Origin of the sequence: Lysobacter enzymogenes (assembly GCF_023617245.1) — a bacterium.
Lineage (GTDB): Bacteria > Pseudomonadota > Gammaproteobacteria > Xanthomonadales > Xanthomonadaceae > Lysobacter > Lysobacter yananisis.
On the sequence record NZ_CP067396.1, the window covers coordinates 4,997,468 to 5,016,054 of the forward strand.

At 70.9% G+C, this 18,587-nt stretch carries 16 protein-coding genes; 7 read left to right on the plus strand and 9 right to left on the minus strand.

The features are described 5' to 3' along the window. Positions 1-192 precede the first annotated feature (192 nt). Both JHW41_RS20650 and JHW41_RS20655 read right to left on the minus strand, forming a co-directional pair. The gene (locus JHW41_RS20650; RefSeq protein WP_250446131.1) at positions 193-3,357 is read right to left on the minus strand and encodes an efflux RND transporter permease subunit; all 3,165 of its coding nucleotides are present in this window, start codon (positions 3,355-3,357) and stop codon (positions 193-195) included. A 116-nt stretch (positions 3,358-3,473) separates the two neighbouring features. Further along, positions 3,474-4,643 carry an efflux RND transporter periplasmic adaptor subunit gene (locus JHW41_RS20655; protein ID WP_250446134.1) on the minus strand — a complete coding sequence of 390 codons (1,170 nt, stop codon included), beginning with the start codon at positions 4,641-4,643 and terminating at the stop codon, positions 3,474-3,476. Positions 4,644-4,720: 77 nt separating this feature from the next. On the opposite strand from JHW41_RS20655, the gene JHW41_RS20660 reads away from it, so the two are divergent. The 5 genes from JHW41_RS20660 to JHW41_RS20680 all read left to right on the plus strand — a co-directional run bounded on the left by JHW41_RS20660 (position 4,721) and on the right by JHW41_RS20680 (position 9,021). Then, positions 4,721-5,404, plus strand: coding sequence for a TetR/AcrR family transcriptional regulator (locus tag JHW41_RS20660; protein WP_078996772.1), 684 nt, complete (start codon positions 4,721-4,723; stop codon positions 5,402-5,404). Positions 5,405-5,577: 173 nt separating this feature from the next. After that, positions 5,578-6,246, plus strand: coding sequence for a protein-L-isoaspartate O-methyltransferase family protein (locus JHW41_RS20665; RefSeq protein WP_057946312.1), 669 nt, complete (start codon positions 5,578-5,580; stop codon positions 6,244-6,246). Between the two features lie 88 nt (positions 6,247-6,334). After that, complete coding sequence (locus JHW41_RS20670) at positions 6,335-7,762, plus strand: TolC family outer membrane protein (protein ID WP_057946311.1); 1,428 nt, start codon at positions 6,335-6,337, stop codon at positions 7,760-7,762. Positions 7,763-8,043: 281 nt separating this feature from the next. Then, on the plus strand, positions 8,044-8,319 hold the full coding sequence (locus JHW41_RS20675) for a hypothetical protein (protein WP_250446136.1): 276 nt from the start codon (positions 8,044-8,046) through the stop codon (positions 8,317-8,319). A 369-nt stretch (positions 8,320-8,688) separates the two neighbouring features. Further along, complete coding sequence (locus JHW41_RS20680; RefSeq protein ID WP_250446139.1) at positions 8,689-9,021, plus strand: hypothetical protein; 333 nt, start codon at positions 8,689-8,691, stop codon at positions 9,019-9,021. Between the two features lie 420 nt (positions 9,022-9,441). Here JHW41_RS20680 and waaA read toward each other — a convergent pair whose 3' ends face one another. Beyond that, on the minus strand, positions 9,442-10,737 hold the full coding sequence (waaA, locus tag JHW41_RS20685) for a lipid IV(A) 3-deoxy-D-manno-octulosonic acid transferase (protein WP_057946308.1): 1,296 nt from the start codon (positions 10,735-10,737) through the stop codon (positions 9,442-9,444). Between the two features lie 596 nt (positions 10,738-11,333). Here waaA and lpxL point away from each other — a divergent pair. Next, complete coding sequence (gene lpxL / locus JHW41_RS20690) at positions 11,334-12,263, plus strand: LpxL/LpxP family Kdo(2)-lipid IV(A) lauroyl/palmitoleoyl acyltransferase (RefSeq protein WP_250446142.1); 930 nt, start codon at positions 11,334-11,336, stop codon at positions 12,261-12,263. A gap of 71 nt (positions 12,264-12,334) precedes the next feature. Here the strand turns inward: lpxL and JHW41_RS20695 are convergent, their stop codons facing one another. The 6 genes from JHW41_RS20695 to JHW41_RS20720 form a co-directional block, all read right to left on the minus strand. Beyond that, positions 12,335-13,711 carry an O-antigen ligase family protein gene (locus JHW41_RS20695; RefSeq protein WP_428995411.1) on the minus strand — a complete coding sequence of 459 codons (1,377 nt, stop codon included), beginning with the start codon at positions 13,709-13,711 and terminating at the stop codon, positions 12,335-12,337. After that, on the minus strand, positions 13,704-14,819 hold the full coding sequence (locus tag JHW41_RS20700; RefSeq protein WP_078996768.1) for a glycosyltransferase family 4 protein: 1,116 nt from the start codon (positions 14,817-14,819) through the stop codon (positions 13,704-13,706). The genes JHW41_RS20695 and JHW41_RS20700 overlap by 8 nt, the downstream gene beginning before the upstream one ends. A 34-nt stretch (positions 14,820-14,853) precedes the next feature. Continuing rightward, positions 14,854-15,054 (minus strand): zinc-finger domain-containing protein, encoded by a 201-nt coding sequence (locus JHW41_RS20705; protein ID WP_057946305.1) that lies wholly within the window; start codon positions 15,052-15,054, stop codon positions 14,854-14,856. A 293-nt stretch (positions 15,055-15,347) separates the two neighbouring features. After that, positions 15,348-16,091, minus strand: a complete 744-nt coding sequence (locus tag JHW41_RS20710; RefSeq protein ID WP_250446159.1) for a pirin family protein — start codon at positions 16,089-16,091, stop codon at positions 15,348-15,350. A 95-nt stretch (positions 16,092-16,186) separates the two neighbouring features. Next, positions 16,187-16,765 carry a YceI family protein gene (locus JHW41_RS20715; RefSeq protein WP_123649673.1) on the minus strand — a complete coding sequence of 193 codons (579 nt, stop codon included), beginning with the start codon at positions 16,763-16,765 and terminating at the stop codon, positions 16,187-16,189. 134 nt (positions 16,766-16,899) lie between these two features. After that, on the minus strand, positions 16,900-17,487 hold the full coding sequence (locus JHW41_RS20720; RefSeq protein ID WP_250446173.1) for a malonic semialdehyde reductase: 588 nt from the start codon (positions 17,485-17,487) through the stop codon (positions 16,900-16,902). A gap of 162 nt (positions 17,488-17,649) precedes the next feature. On the opposite strand from JHW41_RS20720, the gene JHW41_RS20725 reads away from it, so the two are divergent. Next, positions 17,650-18,576, plus strand: a complete 927-nt coding sequence (locus JHW41_RS20725) for a mitochondrial fission ELM1 family protein (protein WP_250446176.1) — start codon at positions 17,650-17,652, stop codon at positions 18,574-18,576. Positions 18,577-18,587 lie beyond the last annotated feature (11 nt).

Consider the following 18,587-nt stretch of genomic DNA (forward strand, 5'->3'; position numbering starts at 1 on the left):
TCGCTGCTCGCGGGCAACGAAAGGCAAGATCAACAACGAAAGGCAAGATCAAAGTGGGTTCCGGCTTTCGCCGGAATGACGGTTTTTTGCAACGAGTAATGGGTTGGGCGGGCGAGTAATGGGTTGGGCGGGCGAGGCTGCGGCCGCAGCCGCGGCTGCAATCGCGACCGCAGCCGGAGCCACAACCCCGACTCAATCTTGCTCCGGCACCTTCACCTTGAACCACGCCGCGTACAACGCCGGCAGGAACAGCAAGGTCAGCGCCGTCGCCACCAGCAACCCGCCCATGATCGCCACCGCCATCGGCCCGAAGAAGGCGCTGCGCGACAGCGGGATCATCGCCAGGATCGCCGCCAGCGCGGTCAGCACGATCGGGCGGAAGCGGCGCACGGTCGCATCGACGATCGCCTTCCACGGCTCGTGGCCCTCGGCGCGGTCCTGTTCGATCTGATCGACCAGGATCACCGAGTTGCGCATGATCATGCCGGCCAGCGCGATCGTGCCCAGCATCGCCACGAACCCGAACGGCACCCGGAACACCAGCAGGAACAAGGTCACCCCGATCAGGCCCAGCGGCGCGGTCAGCAGCACCATGAACGCTCGCGAGAAGCTGCGCAGCTGCAGCATCAGCAGGGTGAACACCACGAACAGGAACAGCGGCATGCCGGCGTTGATCGACTTCTGCCCGCGCGAGGAATCCTCGACGCTGCCGCCGACCTTGATCGAATAGCCGTACGGCAGCTGCGCGCGCAACGCGTCCAGTGTCGGCGAGATCTGCGCGGTCACGCTCGCCGGCTGGGTGCCGTCGTAGATGTCGGCGCGCACGGTCATGGTCGGCTGGCGGTCGCGATGCCAGATGATGCCTTCCTCGAAACCGTACTCCAGGGTCGCGATCTGGGTCAGCGGCACGCTGCGGCCGCTGCTGGTCGGCACCATCAGATTGCCGAGCATGTCGAGCTGGATGCGCTCCTGGTCCGGGCCGCGTAGCAGCATCTCGATCAAACGGTTGCTCTCGCGGTAAGTGCTGATGTGCGAGCCCGACAGCGAGCTGGACAGGAACTGCGACAGCTGCGCCGAGCTGATGCCGAGCGCGCGCGCGCGTTCCTGGTCGACCTGCAGGCGCACCACCTTGCTCGGCTCGTCCCAGTCGAGGTTCACGTTGGCCACGTGCGGGTTCTCGCGGATCTTCTCGCGCACCTGGTAGGCGAGCTTGCGGACCTGGTCGATGTGCTCGCCGGAGACGCGGAACTGCACCGGGTAACCGACCGGCGGGCCGTTCTCCAGCCGGGTGACGCGCAACTGCAGCTCGGGGAAGCGCGGCACCACGTCGCGGATGACCCATTCGCGCAACGCTTCGCGCGCCTCGAGGTCCTTGGGCATCAAGACGAACTGGGCGAAGTTGGCCGCCGGCAGTTGCTGGTCCAGCGGCAGATAGAAGCGCGGCGAACCGGTGCCGACATAGGCCACGTAGTTGGCCAGGTCCTTGCGTTGCTTGAGCAGCGCTTCCAGGCGCGCGGCCTGCTCGGCGGTCTGGCGCAGCGAGCTGCCTTCGGCCAGTTCCATGTCGACCATCAGCTCCGGCCGCACCGAGTCGGGGAAGAACTGCTGCGGCACGAAGCGGAACAGGAAGATCGAGCCGACGAAGGCGGCCACGGTCACCGCGATCACCAGCCAGCGCCGGCGCACGCACCACAGCACCCAGCCGCGGAAGCGCACGTAGAACTTCGACTCGTACGGATCGTGGGCGTGGCCGTCGATCGCCGGCTTGGGCGCGATCACCTCGCGCAGCGCCGGCACGCGTCGGGCCAGGCCTTCGCGCGCGCCGTTCCAGCGCGCGGCCAGCGAACCGGGCTTCGGCGGCGCGGCCGCATGGCCGTAGTCCGGCAGCAGCTTGTCGCCGAGGAACGGAATGAACGCGACCGCGGCGATCCACGACACGCACAGCGCGATGGTCACCACTTCGAACAGCGAGCGGGTGTATTCGCCGGTGCTCGACGCGGCGGTGGCGATCGGCAGGAAGCCGGCGGCGGTGATCAAGGTGCCGGTCAGCATCGGGAAGGCGGTGCTTTCCCAGGCGAACGCGGCCGCGCGCAGGCGGCTGTAGCCCTGCTCCATCTTGATCGCCATCATCTCGACCGCGATGATCGCGTCGTCGACCAGCAGGCCCAGCGCCAGCACCAGCGCGCCGAGCGAGATCTTGTGCAGACCGACGCCGAAGAAGTCCATGACCGCGAAGGTCATCGCCAGCACCAGCGGGATCGACAGCGCCACCACCAGGCCGGTGCGCAGGCCCAGCGAGAAGAAACTCACCAGCAGCACGATGGCCACGGCCTCGGCCAGCACCCGCACGAATTCGCCGACCGATTCCTCCACCGCCGCGGGCTGGTCGGCGACCTTGCGCAGCTGCATGCCGGCCGGCAGGGTCTGCTGCAGGCGCGCGAATTCGGTTTCCAGGGTCTTGCCGAGCTTGAGGATGTCGCCGCCTTCCTTCATCGACACGCCGATGCCGATCGCGTCCTCGCCCATGAAGCGCATGCGCGGCTGCGGCGGGTCGGCGAAGCCGCGGCGCACGTCGGCGACGTCGCCGAGGCGGAAGGTGCGGTCGCCGACCCGGATCGGGAACTCGCGGATCTGCTCGACCGTCTTGAACTGGCCGTCCACGCGGATCGGCACGCGGCTGGACGGGGTTTCGAAGAAGCCGGCCGGCACCAGCGCGTTCTGCTGGTTCAGCGCGTCCTGCACCGCCTGCGCCGGAACGCCGAGGGTGGACAGCTTCACGTTCGACAGCTCGACCCAGATCTTCTCGTCCTGCACGCCGAACAGCTCGATCTTGCCGACGTCGGGCTGGCTCTGCAGCGCCAGCTGCACGCGGTCGGCGTAGTCCTTGAGCACGGCGTAGTCGAAGCCCGGCCCGGTCAGCGCGTAGATGTTGCCGAAGGTGTCGCCGAATTCGTCGTTGAAGAACGGGCCGACGATGTCGTCGGGCATGGTCGGCCGGATGTCGCCGATCTTCTTGCGCACCTGGTACCACAGCGGCTGGATGTCCTTGGAGCGCATCGAGTCCCTGGCGGCGAAGATCACCTGCGACTCGCCGGCGCGCGAGTACGAGCGGATGAACTCGTACTGGCCGGTCTCCATGAGCTTCTTCTCGATCCGCTCGGTGACCTGGCGCGAGACCTGCTCGGCGGTGGCGCCGGGCCACAGCGTGCGCACCACCATCACCTTGAAGGTGAAGGCCGGGTCCTCGCTGCGGCCCAGGCGCAGGTAGGACATCGCGCCGGCCAGGGCCAGCACCAGCATCGCGTAGACGATCAGGCTGCGGTGGCGCAGCGCCCATTCGGAAAGATTGAAGCGCATGGGGTCGGTTCGCTCTTGCGTTCTTTAACGCGCGCGCACAAGCGGGCGCGGGGTCCGGCGGGCCGGAAGGTGCGGGCGCGGCGAAGCCTCGGCGCGCGCGGGCGCGGCGGCGGCGTTCACCGCTCCACCGGATGGTTCTCGCGATCCACCGGCGCCACCTTCTGGCCGTCGCGCAGCAGATGGCCGCCGGCCACCACCACCCAGTCGTCCGGGCCCAGGCCCGAGCGCACCGGCACCCGCTCGGGGCCGTAGGGCCCGGTCGCGACCGGCTTGAGCTTGACCGTGCCGGTGCGCGGATCGGCGACGAACACCGCGCGGCCCTGGCCGGTCTGCTGGACCGCGGCCAGCGGCACGCTCAGGCCCGAGGCGGTGGGGTTGGCCTGGTAGATGCGCGCGCTCTGGCCCAGTTCCAGGGTCCCGGCGGGCGCGTCGACGGCGACCCGCGCGGCGTAGGTGCGCGAGGCCGGATCGGCGGCCGGGGCGACTTCGCGCACCCGCCCGGACCAGCGCTTGCCCGGGATCGACCACAGCTCCACCTGCACCTGCTGGCCCGGCTTGAACGCGGCGATGACGCCTTCGGGCACGGCGAAGGCGACTTCGCGCGCGCCGTCGGCGGCCAGCGCGAACACCTGCTGGCCGGCGGCGACCACCTGCCCGGCCTCGGCCGCGCGCGAGGCGATCACCCCGGCGGCCGGCGCGCGCAACTGGGTGTAGCCGGACTGGTTGCGCGCCACTTCCCAGTTGGCCCGGGCCGAATTGAGCTGGCCTTGCGCGGCCTTGGCCTGGGCGTCCTGGGCGTCCTTGGTCGAGCGGCTGACCAACTGGTCCTTGGCCAGTTGCTCGTAGCGGACCTGGTCGGCGCGGGCGCGGGCGTACTCGGCCTCGGCCGCGGCCAGCTGGGCCTGGGCGGCGCGGGTCTGCGCGTCCAGGTCGCCGGGATCGAGCACCGCCAGCACCTGCCCGGCGGCCACGTGCGCGCCGACGTCGACCTTGCGCTCGACCAGCTTGCCGCCGACCCGGAACGACAGCGGGCTTTCCTCGCGCGCGCGGACTTCGCCGGCGTAGGCCGAAATCGCGGCGACCGCGCCGCCGGGCTTGGCCACCAGCACCGGCCGCGCGCCCTCGGCGGCGGGCTTGCCGCCGCCGCAAGCGCTCAGGGCCAGGACCAGCGCGACCGCCGGCCACAGCCGGGCGGAACCGCCAGCGACGGGAAAGCGGCCTGCGGGACGGACATGACCGAAGCAGGCATGATCTGCGACGGAGGCAGAAAAAATCCGGCTGCGCATTGCGGACGGCCTCTTTGAGAATTAATGTACTTGTCAGTACTGTATAAATATCAAACCCAACAGTCCAGTATTTAAGCATGGTCTCGCCCCGACCCTCCAGCCAAACCGATGCCGCCGGTCAGAAGGCTTCCGCCGCGAAGCCGGCCGGCCCCGGCCGCCCGAAGGACCTGAGCAAGCGCAACGCCATCCTCGAGGCGGCCAAGCGGCTGTTCCTGATCGAGGGCTACGACGGCGTCAGCATGGATCAGATCGCCGCCGAGGCCGGCGTCTCCAAACTCACCGTCTACAGCCATTTCGGCGACAAGGAGACGCTGTTCGCGGCCGCCGTGCGCGCCCATTGCGAGCAGCACCTGCCGGCCCTGCTGTTCGCGCCCGAGCCCGGCACGCCGCTGCGCGAGCGCCTGCTGGCGATCGCCCAGGCCTTCTTCGAGATGGCCAGCGCGCCCGAGGCGATCCGCATCCACCGCCTGCTGTGCACCCCGCAACTGGCCCAGTCGCCGCTGACCCGGCTGTTCTGGGACGTGGGTCCGCAGCGCCTGCACGAGGAATTCGCCGGTCTGCTGCGCAGCCGGGCCGAGGCCGGCGAACTGGACCTGGCCGACGCCGACACCGCCGCGCGCCAGTTCTTCGCCGTGCTCAAGGGCGAGCCGTACGCCTTGCTGATGCTGGGCTATCCCCTGCCCGGCAAGGCCGAAACCCGCGCCCACCTGGAGGCCTCGGTGGACATGTTCCTGCGCGCCTATGCGCGGCGCGGGGGCTGACCGTGCCGAGCTTGGCGGCGCCCGCGCGCAACGCTAAGTCCCCGGCGTGCCAGGAGTTCCGGTGACTTTCGGCACTGAGCCCGGTTGCCCGGGTGGTTAATTCTTTTTCCGCCGGGCGCGCGCGGTCCCGGTAGAATTCGCGGTTCCCGCGCACGAATTCCGAAGAACCCCCAATGACTACGATCGATTACGCCAAGGCCCGAGAACTGATGGTCGAACAACAGGTTCGGCCCTGGGACGTGCTCGACCCGCGCGTGCTCGACGTGCTGGCGGAGCTGCCGCGCGAGGCGTTCGTCGCCGACGCGCACAAGAACCTCGCCTACGCCGACCTGGCCCTGCCGCTGGCCCACGGCGAGTTCATGATGAAGCCGGTGATGGAAGGCCGCACCCTGCAGTCGCTGGCGGTGGACCCGACCGACGACGTGCTCGAGATCGGCACCGGCAGCGGCTACCTGACCGCCTGCCTGGGCCGCCTGGCGCGCGAAGTGGTGAGCCTGGAGATCCACCCCGACCTCGCCGCGACCGCGCGCCAGCGCCTGGCCGCGCAGACCATCCTCAACGCCCAGGTGGTCGACGCCGACGCGCTGAACTACAGCACCGACCGCCGTTTCAACGCGATCTGCGTCACCGGCGCGGTGTCGCAGATCCCGGCGCAGTGGCTGCAGTGGCTGCAGCCCGGCGGCCGCCTGTTCGTGGTCCGCGGCCGTTCGCCGGCCATGGAAGCGGTGCTGGTCGGCGGCGGCGAGCGCAACGAAGTCAACGCTTCGCGCATCCAGTCGTTGTTCGAAACCGACCTGGCTTACTTGCAAGGCGCCGCGCCCGCGCCCGCCTTCGAGTTCTGACCGTCCTGTCAGTTGTACGTCAGCACCCCGTAAGAGCCCGCGTGCCAGCATGCGGACCCATCAAAACACGCAAGTTCAAGGAAGCCGCATGATTCGCCGTCCGCTCGTTCTTGCCCTCGTCGTCGGCCTGCTGCCCGCGGCCGCGTCGGCCGAAGACCTGCTGCAGACCTACGAACAGGCGCGGCAGAGCGATCCGAGCCTGTCCCAGGCCGAATCCAACCGGCTGGCGACCAAGGAAGGCCGCATCCAGGCGCGCGCGCGTCTGCTGCCCTCGCTGTCGGCCGACGCCAAGCTGACCAAGAGCCGCAGCGAGAGCGTGTACCGCGCCACCCGCAACGGCTCCTCGACCGATCCGGACGACGTCGACATCCCCAACGGCACCGACGTGCGTTCCGACAGCACCAACCGCAGCTACGGCATCAACGCCAGCCAGGTGCTGTTCGACCGTTCGCTGATCAAGAACCTGCAGAGCGAGAACAAGCTCAGCGAAGCGGCCGACTTCACCCTGGAATCGGCCAGCCAGGACCTGATCGTGCGCACCGCGCAGGCCTACTTCAACGTGCTGGTGGCGCTGGAGAACCTGGCCGCCGCCGAAGCCGCCGAGACCGCGCTGCAGAAGCAGTTCGACTACACCACCAAGCGCCTGGAAGTCGGCCTGGCGCCGATCACCGACGTGCACGAAGCGCGCGCCCAGTACGACAACGCGCGCGCGCTGACGATCACCGCGCGCAACACGGTCGAGGACAGCTACCAGGGCCTGAGCCAGATCACCGGCCAGCCGGTGACCACGCTCAAGGCGCTGCCGGCCGACTTCAAGCCGAACCTGCCGGAAACCCGCCAGGTCGACGCCTGGGTCGACAACGCGGTCGCCACCAACCCGGCGCTGCGCGCGCGCAAGCTGGCGGTGGAATCGGCCGACATCGGGGTGGAAACCGCGCGTTCCGGCCACTGGCCGACGCTCAGCCTGACCGGCGGCTACGGCGACAACGCGACCTGGGGCGACACCCACGCGCTCGGCCAGACCTTCGGCCAGCCCGGCAGCGCCAGCCACGGCCCCAGCATCGGCCTGACCTTCTCGGTGCCGCTGTACGCCGGCGGCGCGGTGCAGTCGGGCGTGCGCCAGGCGCTGGCGCGCCGCGACGCCGCCCAGGACCAGTACGAACTCGAACGCCGCCAGTTGGTGCGCAACACCCGCAACGCCTACCAGACCCTGGTCGCCGGCATCAGCGAAGTCGAAGCGCGCCGCCTCGCCGTGGTCTCGGCGCAGGCCGCGTACGACGCCTCGCAGGTCGGCCTGGAAGTGGGCACCCGCACCGTGCTGGACGTGCTCAACAACCAGCGCACGCTGCTGCAGGCGCAGCAGTCCTACGCCCAGTCCAAGTACAACTTCCTGCTCAACCGCCTGCTGCTGGAACAGGCCGCCGGCTCGCTCGACATCGCCGACGTGCAGGACGTCAACCGCCTGCTGACCGCCGAAGCCGCCACCAACCTGGCGCCGCCGCCGACGATGCGCTGACGCGCGCCTGCGCAGCGGGAACGACGAAAAACCGCCGGTCTTCCGGCGGTTTTTCGTTGCGCGCGATTGCGCGGGAATCGCTGGGAGACGCCGCACGGGAGCGTCTTCAGACGCGTCCGAAAGCGCCGCTATCGCTAGCGTCGTCACGCGCGCGGCCGCCCTCGCCCGATCCGCCGCTGTCCGTGCAGCGCGACGGCGCACAAGAATCGTAATCGCGGCCCCCACCCGCGCGGCGCCGCCGCTTCGCCACGAAGCGCTTCCTTCCCAGCATGGAGCCGATCATGAACCTGTCCGTCCGCAAACCGCTTTCGCGCCTGGCGTTCGCCGCGCTGCTCGTCGCCTCGTCCGCCGCCGTCGCCGCCGGCAGCTACACCGCGACTGCGTCCTCCAGCGGCCTCACCGAACAAGAAGCCGTCGCCAACGTCAGTCGCGAACTCGTCGCGTACTGCCAAGGCAACGGCGACCGCGCCGGGGCGGTGACCGTCATCGGCATCCATCCCGACCCTTACAACTATGTGCTCTTCGCCGAAGCCAGCATCGTCTGCCATCGGCAATAAGGCTTCGCCCGCGCGCGCCGTTCGCGGCGCGCGCGATGGCGCCGGAAACGGCGCCGCGCGCGTTCGCGATGCCTGCCTTCGCGATGCATACACCAGCCGCCTGCACGGCGGCTTTTCGTTCGCCGCACAGGCTACGTCGTCGCCGCCGCGCGTCCGGCGGCAGAGCGAAAAAAACGTTCTGATTCGTCTGATTGCACCCGCTTCCGCGCACAGCGTCACAGGCGCCTGGGAAAAGCCCGACGCGCAGCGACAGCGACGGCCGCGCTGCGCGATTAGCTTCGTGAGCGGACGCGTCGTCGCCGATCGCGCGGCGCTCCCGGCCGCATCCCTCGGACGCGGCCGCAATCCTCCCAACTCAGGAACGACCTCATGACCCTGCGCACTCTCGTCGCAACCGCCGCCGTGTCCGCCGCGCTGTTCACCAGCGCCGCCCACGCCCGCACCGTCCGCTTCGACGCCACCAGCCTCGTCCGCGGCAACACCGAAGCCGCCGCGCTCGCCAACGCCAAACAGGCCGCGGTAAACGCCTGCACCGCGCAGGGCGGCAGCGTCGCCGGCCAGCCCAGCGCGAAGATCTTCCGCGTCCTGGGCACCGATCAGGGCGGCGGCGATTTCATCGTCACCAGCTACGAGGCCACCGGTTCGGTCGCCTGCACCAAGGAAGTCCCGGACGGCGACAACAATCAGACCGGCAACTTCTGAGTCGTAAGCCAAGGCAGGCATCGCCTCGATTGCGCCGGCGCGTGCCGGCGCAATCGCTTCGGGCGCTTCGGCAGCGCGCAGCAAGCCATCGCCGGTCGGGCGCGGCGCGGTCGCCGGCGACAACAGACTGCAGACGCCTCGAGCGTCGCAAAGTTCGTCCGCCGCAACACGGCACGTACGGCCACCGGCGTACGCAGCGACACGGTGCATCGGCAGCCGCCACGCCGACTGCCCGGTCTATCCGAGCTTGCGGCGTCGCCCGCGCATCGGTCGTTCGCCATCGATCGCGCAATGGCGATGGCGCGGCGTCGATCGGTCGCCATCCACCGCGCGCAGTCTGTCGCTGATCGTCTATGGCCCGTCGTCTATCGCCCGCCGTCAGCCGCGCGGCTTCAGCAACGCGGCTTCACCGCCACGGCCTCACTGCCGCGGCGGCAACGCCGGCTGCAGCAGCGCCATCGTCCGCGCCAGCGCGCCGCGGCCGGTTTCCACCAGCGCGCGGCCGGCGGCGACCATCTGCGCGCGCTCGGCCGGATCGGCCAGCAGGCGCTCGACCGCCGCTTCGACCTGCTCGGCGTCCTGGCCGATGCGCAGCGCGCCGGCGTCGTCCAGGCGCTGGGCGATCTCGACGAAGTTGTGCAGGTGCGGGCCGGTGACGATGGCGGTGCCGGTCGCGGCCGGTTCGAGCAGGTTGTGGCCGCCGATCGGCTGCAGGCTGCCGCCGACGAAGGCCACGTCGGCGCAGGCGTAGAAGCTCATCAGTTCACCGAGGGTGTCGATCACGAACACGTCGTCGCCCGGCTGCGGCCAGCGCGCGCGCGAGCGCGTGGACACCTGCCAGCCGGCGCTGCGCGCGTTCTCGGCCACCACCCGGAAACGCTCGGGATGGCGCGGCGCCCACAGCAGCAGCAGGCCCGGGAAACGCTCGCGCAGGTGCCGGTGCATCGCCACCGTCACCGCCTCTTCGTCCTCGTGGGTGCTGGCGGCGATCCACACCGGGCGCTCGCCGGTGTGGCGATGGCATTCCTGGGCGAAGTCTTCCAGCGCATCGGGCACGCTGACGTCGAACTTGAGGTTGCCGGTCTCCACCACCTGGCGCGGATCGGCGCCGAGTTCGACGAAGCGCTGGCCGTCGGCGTGCGATTGCGCCGCGACCGTGCGCACCGTGCGCAGCGCGCGGCTGACCAGCGGCGCCAGCACCCGGTAGCCGCGCAGCGAACGCTCCGACAGGCGCGCGTTGAGGATGTAGGCGGGAATGCCGCGGTCGCGGCAGCCGAACAGCAGGTTCGGCCACAGCTCGGTTTCCATGATCAGCGCCGCGCACGGCTGGTGATGCTTGAGGAAGCGGCCGACCGCGCCGGGCAGGTCGTAGGGCAGGTAGACGTGCTCGACCGAATCGCTCCAGGCCGCGCGCGCGCGGTCGGCGCCGGTCGGTGTGATCGTGGTCACCAGCAGGCGCAGGTCCGGGCGGCCGCGGCGCAGCGCGTTGACCAGCGGGATCGCGGCGTTGACCTCGCCGACCGAAACCGCGTGCAGCCACAGGGTGCGGGTCTGGGCCGGCCCGCGGTAGACCGCGTAGCGCTCCAGCCAGCCGCGGAAATACGCCGGCTGGCGAAAGCCGCGCCAGATCAGGTGATAGACCGTGACCGGGGCCAACAGGTACAGGGCGACCGAATACAGGCCGCGCAACAGGCGCTCGATCAAATCCTTCCGCATGGCGCCAAGGATAAAGGCTGCGGCGGCGGTTCGGGGTGGACGCGGTGTTCATGAAGCCGGTCCGGCGTTTGCGGCCGTCTGCCGTCGGCGCTGTTCGGGCTCCGTCGTTCCGGCTTCGTCGCTCCGGCGAAAACCGCGACCCGGCCGCTTTTGTGGGAGGGGCTTCAGCCCCGATGATCTCCGCTCGGATCGCCGCGTCGCTTCGGACACAAAAGCGTCGGGCCTGAAGGTCCTCCCACGAGAGCGGCGGTTCGCGATTCCCGTCGCGAGTCCGCCCTAGTTTTGCGTTCGCGGTGCGCTGCGGCTCAGGAGCTGCATCAACGGCAACGTCAAAATGGATTCCGGCTTTCGCCGGAACGACGGGGTCGGAGCGGCCCGACGGCACGGTGCAGGTCTGGACATGGACATGGACATGGACGTGGGAGCGGGCGGCGTGGCGATACGGCGACGCCAGACCATGGTCGCGGTGCCCATGCCACGATTTCGCCCGATCCCACGTCGCCCCTTCATCGCCTGCCGCGCCACGGGCCACGCCTCGGCGCCGGACGATGCGTTGCGCTCACGGCATCGCCGCCCGCAGCGAATAAACTACCGCCATGGCCGAACCCGCCCTGCCCCCCCGTCCTTCCCTGCTCTCACCACGGCTGTGGCCGATGTGGCTGGCGCTGGCCGCGATGTGCGCCGGCGCGCGCCTGCCGTGGGGCCTGCAGCGCCGGCTCGGCGCGCTGATCGGCGCGTTCGCGCTGCGCGCGGCCGGCACCCGCCGGCGCGCGGCGCAGGTCAACCTGAAGCTGTGCTTCCCCGAGAAGAGCGAAGCCGAGCGCGAGGTCCTGCTGCGCGAGAGTTTCCGCGACCTGGGCATCGGCTTCTTCGAATTCGCCCGCGCCTGGTGGGGCGGAGTCGAACCGATGCGGCGCACGGTGCGGATCGAAGGCCTGGAACTGCTCGACGAGGTCCGCGCCGCCGGCCGCGGCGTGCTGATGGTGTCCGGCCACTTCATGACCCTGGAGATGTGCGGCCGACTGATGTGCGACCGCCTGCCGCTGGCCGGCATGTACCGCAAGCACCGCAATCCGGTGATGGAATGGGCGGTCAAGCGCGGCCGCCTGCGCTACGCCGCGGCCATGTTCACCAACGAAGAGATCCGCCCGGCGATGCGCCACCTCAAGCAGGGCGGCTTCCTGTGGTACGCGCCGGACCAGGACATGCGCGGCAAGGACACCGTGTTCGCGCCGTTCTTCGGCGTGCCGGCGGCGACGATCACCGCCACCCACCAGTTCGCGCGCCTGGCCGGCTGCGCGGTGGTGCCGTTCTTCCATCGCCGCGAAGGCGCCGACTACATCCTGCGCGTCGGCGCGCCGCTGCCGGACTTCCCGTCCAGCGACGCCACCTCCGACAGCGCGCGGGTCAACGCGCAGATCGAAGCGATGGTGCGGCAAGCGCCGAGCCAGTACCTGTGGATCCACAGGCGTTTCAAGCGGCGGCCGGCGGGGATGGTTTCGCCGTATAAGAAAACTGAGGAGTGAGCGTGGAGGAGTGAGGAGTGAGCGAGAGCGGCGACGCAAGCGGCTCTCGCTCACTCCTCACTCCTCCGCGCTCACCCCTCGCTCCTGGGCTGGGCCAGCAGGCTGCCCGCATACAACGCCGCCAGCAGCAGCGTCAGTCCGCCCCAGAAGGTCGAATAGAACGCCAGGTGGGTGTTGAGCGGGAACACCGTCACCGCCAGAGCCACCATCGCCGGGCGCGCGCGTTCGCGCGCCTGCGCGTCGGCGAAGGCCCAGGCGCGCCAGGCCAGCGCGGCGCCGGCCAGCCACAGCAGCAGGCCGAACGCGCCGGTTTCGCTGAGCACTTCCAGCAGCAGTTGGTGCGCGTGCAGGGCCGGGCCGTCGCCCCAGGACGTGGTCACGCCGGGCATCGGGTCGCAGCCCGGGAAGGCTTCGCGGAAACCGCGCGCGCCGACGCCGTTGAGCGGATGCGCGGCGATCATGCAGCCGGCCGCGCGCCAGATCCGCGCGCGCCCCGACAGCGCGTCGTCGAGGCCGGCCACGTCGGCGCTGACGATGTGCGCGGTGCGCACCAGCCGCTCGTGCACCTGGCTGGAGCTGCGGTCCAGCACCACCAGCGCGAGCAGGCCGCAGGCGAACAACGCCAGCAGCTTCTTCCAGCCCAGCAGGCGCCAGCCGCTGAGCAGCAGCACCAGGGCGAAGGTGATCCACGAGGCGCGCGAGCCGGCCAGCACCACCACGATGCCGGTCAGCGCGGTCGCGGTCAGCCAGCCGGCGAGGCCGAAGCGGCGGCCGGCGGCGTAAAGCAGGAACGGCGAGAAGCTGGCGATGACCTGGCCGAGCTTGAGGTTGCACGGGCCGAGCACGCCGCCGAGGCGGTCGACCACGGCCAGTTCGCTCGCGGTGCACATGCCGTGCCCGCTGATCGCCTGCTTGGCCGCGTCGATGGCGCGGAACAGAGGGCTTTCGATCCCGCCGGACAGCGCCTGCAACAGCGCATCGGCGATCCACAGCGCGAGGATCGCGGCCAATCCGCCGAAGGTGATGTTGCGCCCGCGCCGCGACGCCACCGCCGCGGCGACCAGCCACAGGAACGGCAGATAGCGCAGGTCCACCGCGGCCTCGCGCAGCGCGCGCGCCGGGTCGACCGCGTCGATCGCCGACACCAGTTCGGGCAGCCAGTACGCCGCGAACAAGGCGCTGGTCAGCGCCCAGGCGGCGTCGCTGAGCAGGCGCGGGCCGGTGCGCATGCGGCCCAGCGTCAGCTTCACCAGCATGGTCACCGCGCCCAGGCTCAGCACCGTCTCGGCGAAGCCCGGCGCGAACAGCAAGGCGACATAGGCCAGCACCCAGGCCGGCGCCCAACGCCAGCCGACGATCTCCTGCGGCGGCGGCGCGCGCATCGCGCCGGCCGCGTCCGCGGCGAACGACGCGGGCGCGCCCGGCGACGGCGCGGCCGGCTCAGGCATCGACGAGTTCGGCATAGACGGCAAGCGTGGCCTCCTGCATGGCGCGCAGGGAAAACGCCATCGTATCCACTGGCGCGGGCGCATGCGTTAGCAATTCGCAAGCGCCGCGCTTGAGCGCGAGCGGATCGAACGCCGCGACCGCGCCGCGCGGCTGCAGGCGCGCCAGCAGTTCGCCGACGCCGCCGTGGTTCCAGCCCAGCACCGGCCGGCCGCAGGCCAGCGCCTCGACCACGGTGCGGCCGAACGCCTCGGGCTTGCGCGAGAGTTGCAGCACCAGGTCGCTGGCGGCGTAGGCGCGCGCGATCGCGTCGGTCGGCGCGGTGAAGGCGACCGCGTCGGCGATGCCCAGGCCTTGCGCGAACCGCTGCATTTCCTCGATGTAGTCCTCGCGCCCGGGCTCGCGCGCGCCCGGCAGCCACAGCCGCGCATCGATGCCGTCGGCGCGCACGTCGGCCAACAGTTGCAGGCCGTCGGCATGGCCTTTCAAACGGGTGCCGCGGCCCGGCAGCAACAGCAGCGGGCCGTCGCCGGCAAGCTGCGGATGCTGCGCCGCGGCCCAGGCGCGCGCGTCGCGGTCGGGCCACGGCGCGCGCGGGAACGCGGCCGGGTCGATCCCGCGCGGCACCACCCGCAGCGTGGCCGGATCGGTGTCGGGATAGTGTTGGAGCACGTAGTCGCGGACGGTGTCGGACACGCAGATCACGCGTTCGCCGCGGGTCATCACCTGGCTGTAGCGCGACGGCGAGTTGAGCCCGTGCACCGTGGTCACCAGCGCCGGCCGCGCGCCGTCGGGCAGGCCGCGCCAGGCCAGCAGGCCGACCCAGGCCGGCAGCCGCGAGCGCAGGTGCAGCAGGTCCACGCCCAGCTCGGTCATCAGCCGGCGCAGCTTGAAGGCATGCAGCAAGGTCGACGGCGACTTGCGTCCGATCGGCAGCTCGATGTGCTCGGCGCCGAGTTGCAGCAACCGCGGCACCAGCCGGCCGCCGGCGGAGACCACGATCGCGCGATGGCCGGCGCGCACCAGCGCGTCGGCGATTTCCAGGGTGGAACGTTCGACGCCGCCGGATTCCAGCGCCGGCAGCAACTGCATCGCCGTCAGCCGGCGCATGGGAGTCGGCTGCGGCGAAGTCATGGCGGCGAGGTCAGTCGACCAGGGTGTAGTGCGCGCCGCAGTACGGGCACTGGCACTCGCGCTCGGCCTCGATCGGCAGGTACACGCGCGGATGCGAGTTCCACAGCGCCATCGACGGCAGCGGGCAGCTCAGCGGCAGGTCGGCGCGGGTCACGGTGTAGCGCTGATCGGCGTTGGCCTGGGTGGGGTGGGCGTTGGCTGCGGTGGTCATGGGGCACGACGGGTGGCGACGCGGGCAGGCATTTTAGCAGCGTGGGCGCGGCGGCGCGTGTACGCGGCCGCGCCAGCGGCGGCGAGGCCGCGGCGGCGCGGGGTTGGCGCCAGACGCGGACAAGCGCTGCGGTCGCGTCGGGCCGCGCTGGACCGGAGGTTGACCGCCGCGCGGCGCCATCTCGGGCCGCATCGAACCGTTTCGGACTGCATCGAGCCGTCTCGGGCCATCTCGGGCCGTTGCGCGCCGTTGCGCGCCGGACGCTGCGACGGCAACCCCGGCGAGGCTCGCGATCAGCCCGACGGCGGCAGCTCCAGCAGCAGCGCCTGCGCGCCGCGCTCGCCGGCGGTCAGCGCCAGTTCGCCGGTTTCGGCGACCAGGCCGAGCGCATCGCCGGCGGCCAGCGCGCGGCCGTCGGCGCGGACCTCGCCGGCCACGATCTGCAGCCAGTACGCGCGACCGGCGTCGAGCGCGCGGCGCAGGTCCGCGCCGGCCGCGAGCGCGGCGGTGAACAGCCGCAGGTCCTGCCGCACCGGCACTCCGCCTTCGCCGCCGTCGCGCGACGCGCGCAGGGCCCAGCCGCGCGCGTCCGCGGCCGGCGCCGTCGACAGCGCGTACGCGGGCCGGGCGTTGAGCCGGTCGGGCTGGATCCAGATCTGCAGGAACCGCAGCGGCGCGTCGGCCGCGGCGTTGAACGCGCGATGGCGCATGCCGTGGCCGGCGCCGAGCCACTGCAGCTCGCCGGCGCGCACCACGCCTGTGACGATGTCGCCCTCGGCGGCCTCGCCGAACTCAGAACCGGCCGCGCCTTCGAAGCCCATCGCGCCTTCCAGCACGTAGCTGAAGACGTCCATGTTGGCGTGGCGATGCACGGCCAGGCCCGCGCCGGGCTCGGCGCGGACTTCGCGCAGCACGCGCAACGCGCCGAACCCCATCCACGCCGGGTCGTAGTAAGCGCCCGAGGAGAACGTGTGCAGGCTGTCGCTGCCGTCGGCCGGGACGCGGCCGCGCTCGCGGGAAAGGCGTTGGATGATCATCGCGGCATTTTAGCGCGCAACGCGGCGTGCTTCGGGCCGTAAAAACGCGAACGGCGCCGCCCGCGGGCGACGCCGTTCGCTGGCGCGACGGCCGCTTACTTCTTCGGCACGATCGCTTCGGTGGTGATGCGGATCTTGACCTCGTCGCTGACGTTGGGCACGTACTTGCCGATGCCGAACTCGCTGCGCTTGAGCGTGGTGGTGGCGTCGAAGCCGGCCGCCGCGCGCTTGGCCATCGGCTGCTCGCCGATCTTGTTGATGTTCACGTCCAGCACCGCCGGCTTGGTCACGCCGTGCACGGTCAGGTCGCCGGTGACCTTGAGCTTGTTGGCGCCGGCGGCTTCGACCTTGGTGCTCTTGAAGGTGATGTTCGGGTACTTGGCGGCGTCGAAGAAATCGGCGCTCTTGAGGTGTTCGTCGAAATCGCCGACGTGCGAGGCCAGGCCGTCGAGCGGGATGGTCACCTGCACCGAGGACGCCGCGGGCTTGGCCTGGTCGTAGGTGATGGTGCCGTCGACCTTGCCGAAGTGGGCGATCGGGTTGGAGAAGCCGAAGTGGCTCCAGCTGGCGATCACGTCGGTGTGGTTGGGGTCGATCTTGTAGGTCACCGGGGCGGCGGTGGCGGCGCCGGCGAAAGCCAGGCCCAGGGCGGCGGCGAGCAGGATGCGCTTCATTGGAGAACTCCTCGGAATGTCGTCGGGTGGACGCTGGTCGTTGTAGGTGTCGCGGTGTTGCGGGGGAACCACTATCGCCCGGCCCGCGCCGCGCCAGGGCGGCGGCGACGCGGAACCGTGCCGGCGCGCACGCATCACTCGATGCGCGCGGCCTCGTCGAACGGCAGCCGCGGCGAGCGCGGGAACAGCTTGTCGTGGTCGCCGTGGCCGAGGTTGATCAGGAAGTTGGACTTGATCTTGGTGCCGGCGAAGAAGGCCTCGTCGACCTTGGCGTTGTCGAAGCCCGACATCGCGCCGGTGTCCAGGCCCAGCGAGCGCGCGGCCAGGATCAGGTAGGCGCCCTGCAGGCTGCCGTTGCGGAACGCAGTGACGTTGATCGCCGCGTCGTTGCCGGCGAACCAGCTGCGCGCGTCGTCGTGCGGGAACAGGTACGGCAGCTTTTCGTAGAACTCCAGGTCGTGGGCGACGATCACGGTGACCGGCGCGGCCATGGTCTTGGCCAGGTTGCCTTCCGACAGGGCCGGGCGCAGCTTTTCCTTGGCCTGCGGGGACTTCACGAACACGAACCGCGCCGGCGAGCCGTTGGCGCTGGTCGGGCCCCACTTGGTCAGATCGTAGAGCTGGCGCAGCGTCTCGTCGCTGATCTCGCCGCCGAGCACGTTGTGGGTGCGGGCGCTGCGGAACAGCTGATCGAGGGCGTCGTCGGGAAGGGCCTTGGACATCGTCTTCTCCATGGGGCTGCCAAGCTGGGGCAAGTGATCGGGAGACGGAAGTGTAGAGTCTCGACCCGGCCGCTAAATCGACACTCCCGGAACGGATTACCCGCATCTGTGCAACGAAACGGCATTTCGGCGAAGAATGACGCCACTACTGCAACCTGGCTGTTGACCGACGGCCTCGCCGGCAACCAACGCCAGGCCTCCGCCCTGGCCCTGGCCCTGGGGCGCCCGGCCCGGCCCTGGGTGCTGCAACCGCGGGCGCCGTGGCGCTGGGCCTCGCCGCGGCGGCTGCCGGGCGCCGATCGCGCCTTCGGCGAAGACTTCGCCCAGGCCTTGCGGGGCGAGCGCCCGGAACTCGTCATCGGCTGCGGCCGCCAGGCCGCGCTGGCGACCCGGCTGATGCGCGACACCGGCGCGCGCGCGGTGCAGATCCTCGACCCGCGCATCCCGCCCAATCACTGGGACCTGGTGATCGCGCCCGAGCACGACGGCCTGCGCGGCCCCAACGTGATCACCCTACTCGGCAGCCTCAATCCGGTCGACGACCTGTGGCTGGCCGGCGCGCGCAAGACCTTCCCCGCCTTCGGCCAACTGCCCGGCCCGCGCACCGCGCTGCTGCTGGGCGGCTCCAGCGCCCACGCCCGCTTCGACCGCGCCGCCTTCGACGCGCTGGCCTCGCGCCTGCAGGCCCAGCTCGAACGCGAGGGCGGCAGCCTGCTGGCGACGACCTCGCGGCGCACCCCGGCGGAGATCCGCGCGCGCCTGCGCGAACGGCTGGCGTCGCTGCCGCAGGTGTCGTGGTACGAACCCGGCGAAGGCGCCAACCCCTACCCCGGCCTGCTCGGCTGGGCCGACCGCATCGTCTGCACCGCCGACTCGGTCAACATGCTGTCCGAGGCCGCGGCCACGCGCGTGCCGTTGTTCGTGTTCGGCATCGACCGGGTCGAAGGGCGGCCGCGGCGCTTCGTCGACAGCCTGATCGGCCTGCGCCGCGCGCATGCGTTCGATCCGCACTTGCGGCCGTTTCCGGTGGAGCCGCTGCGCGAGACGGCGCGGGTGGCGGCGATGGTGGCGGCGCGGCTGGGCGTGTGATCGCGAGCGGC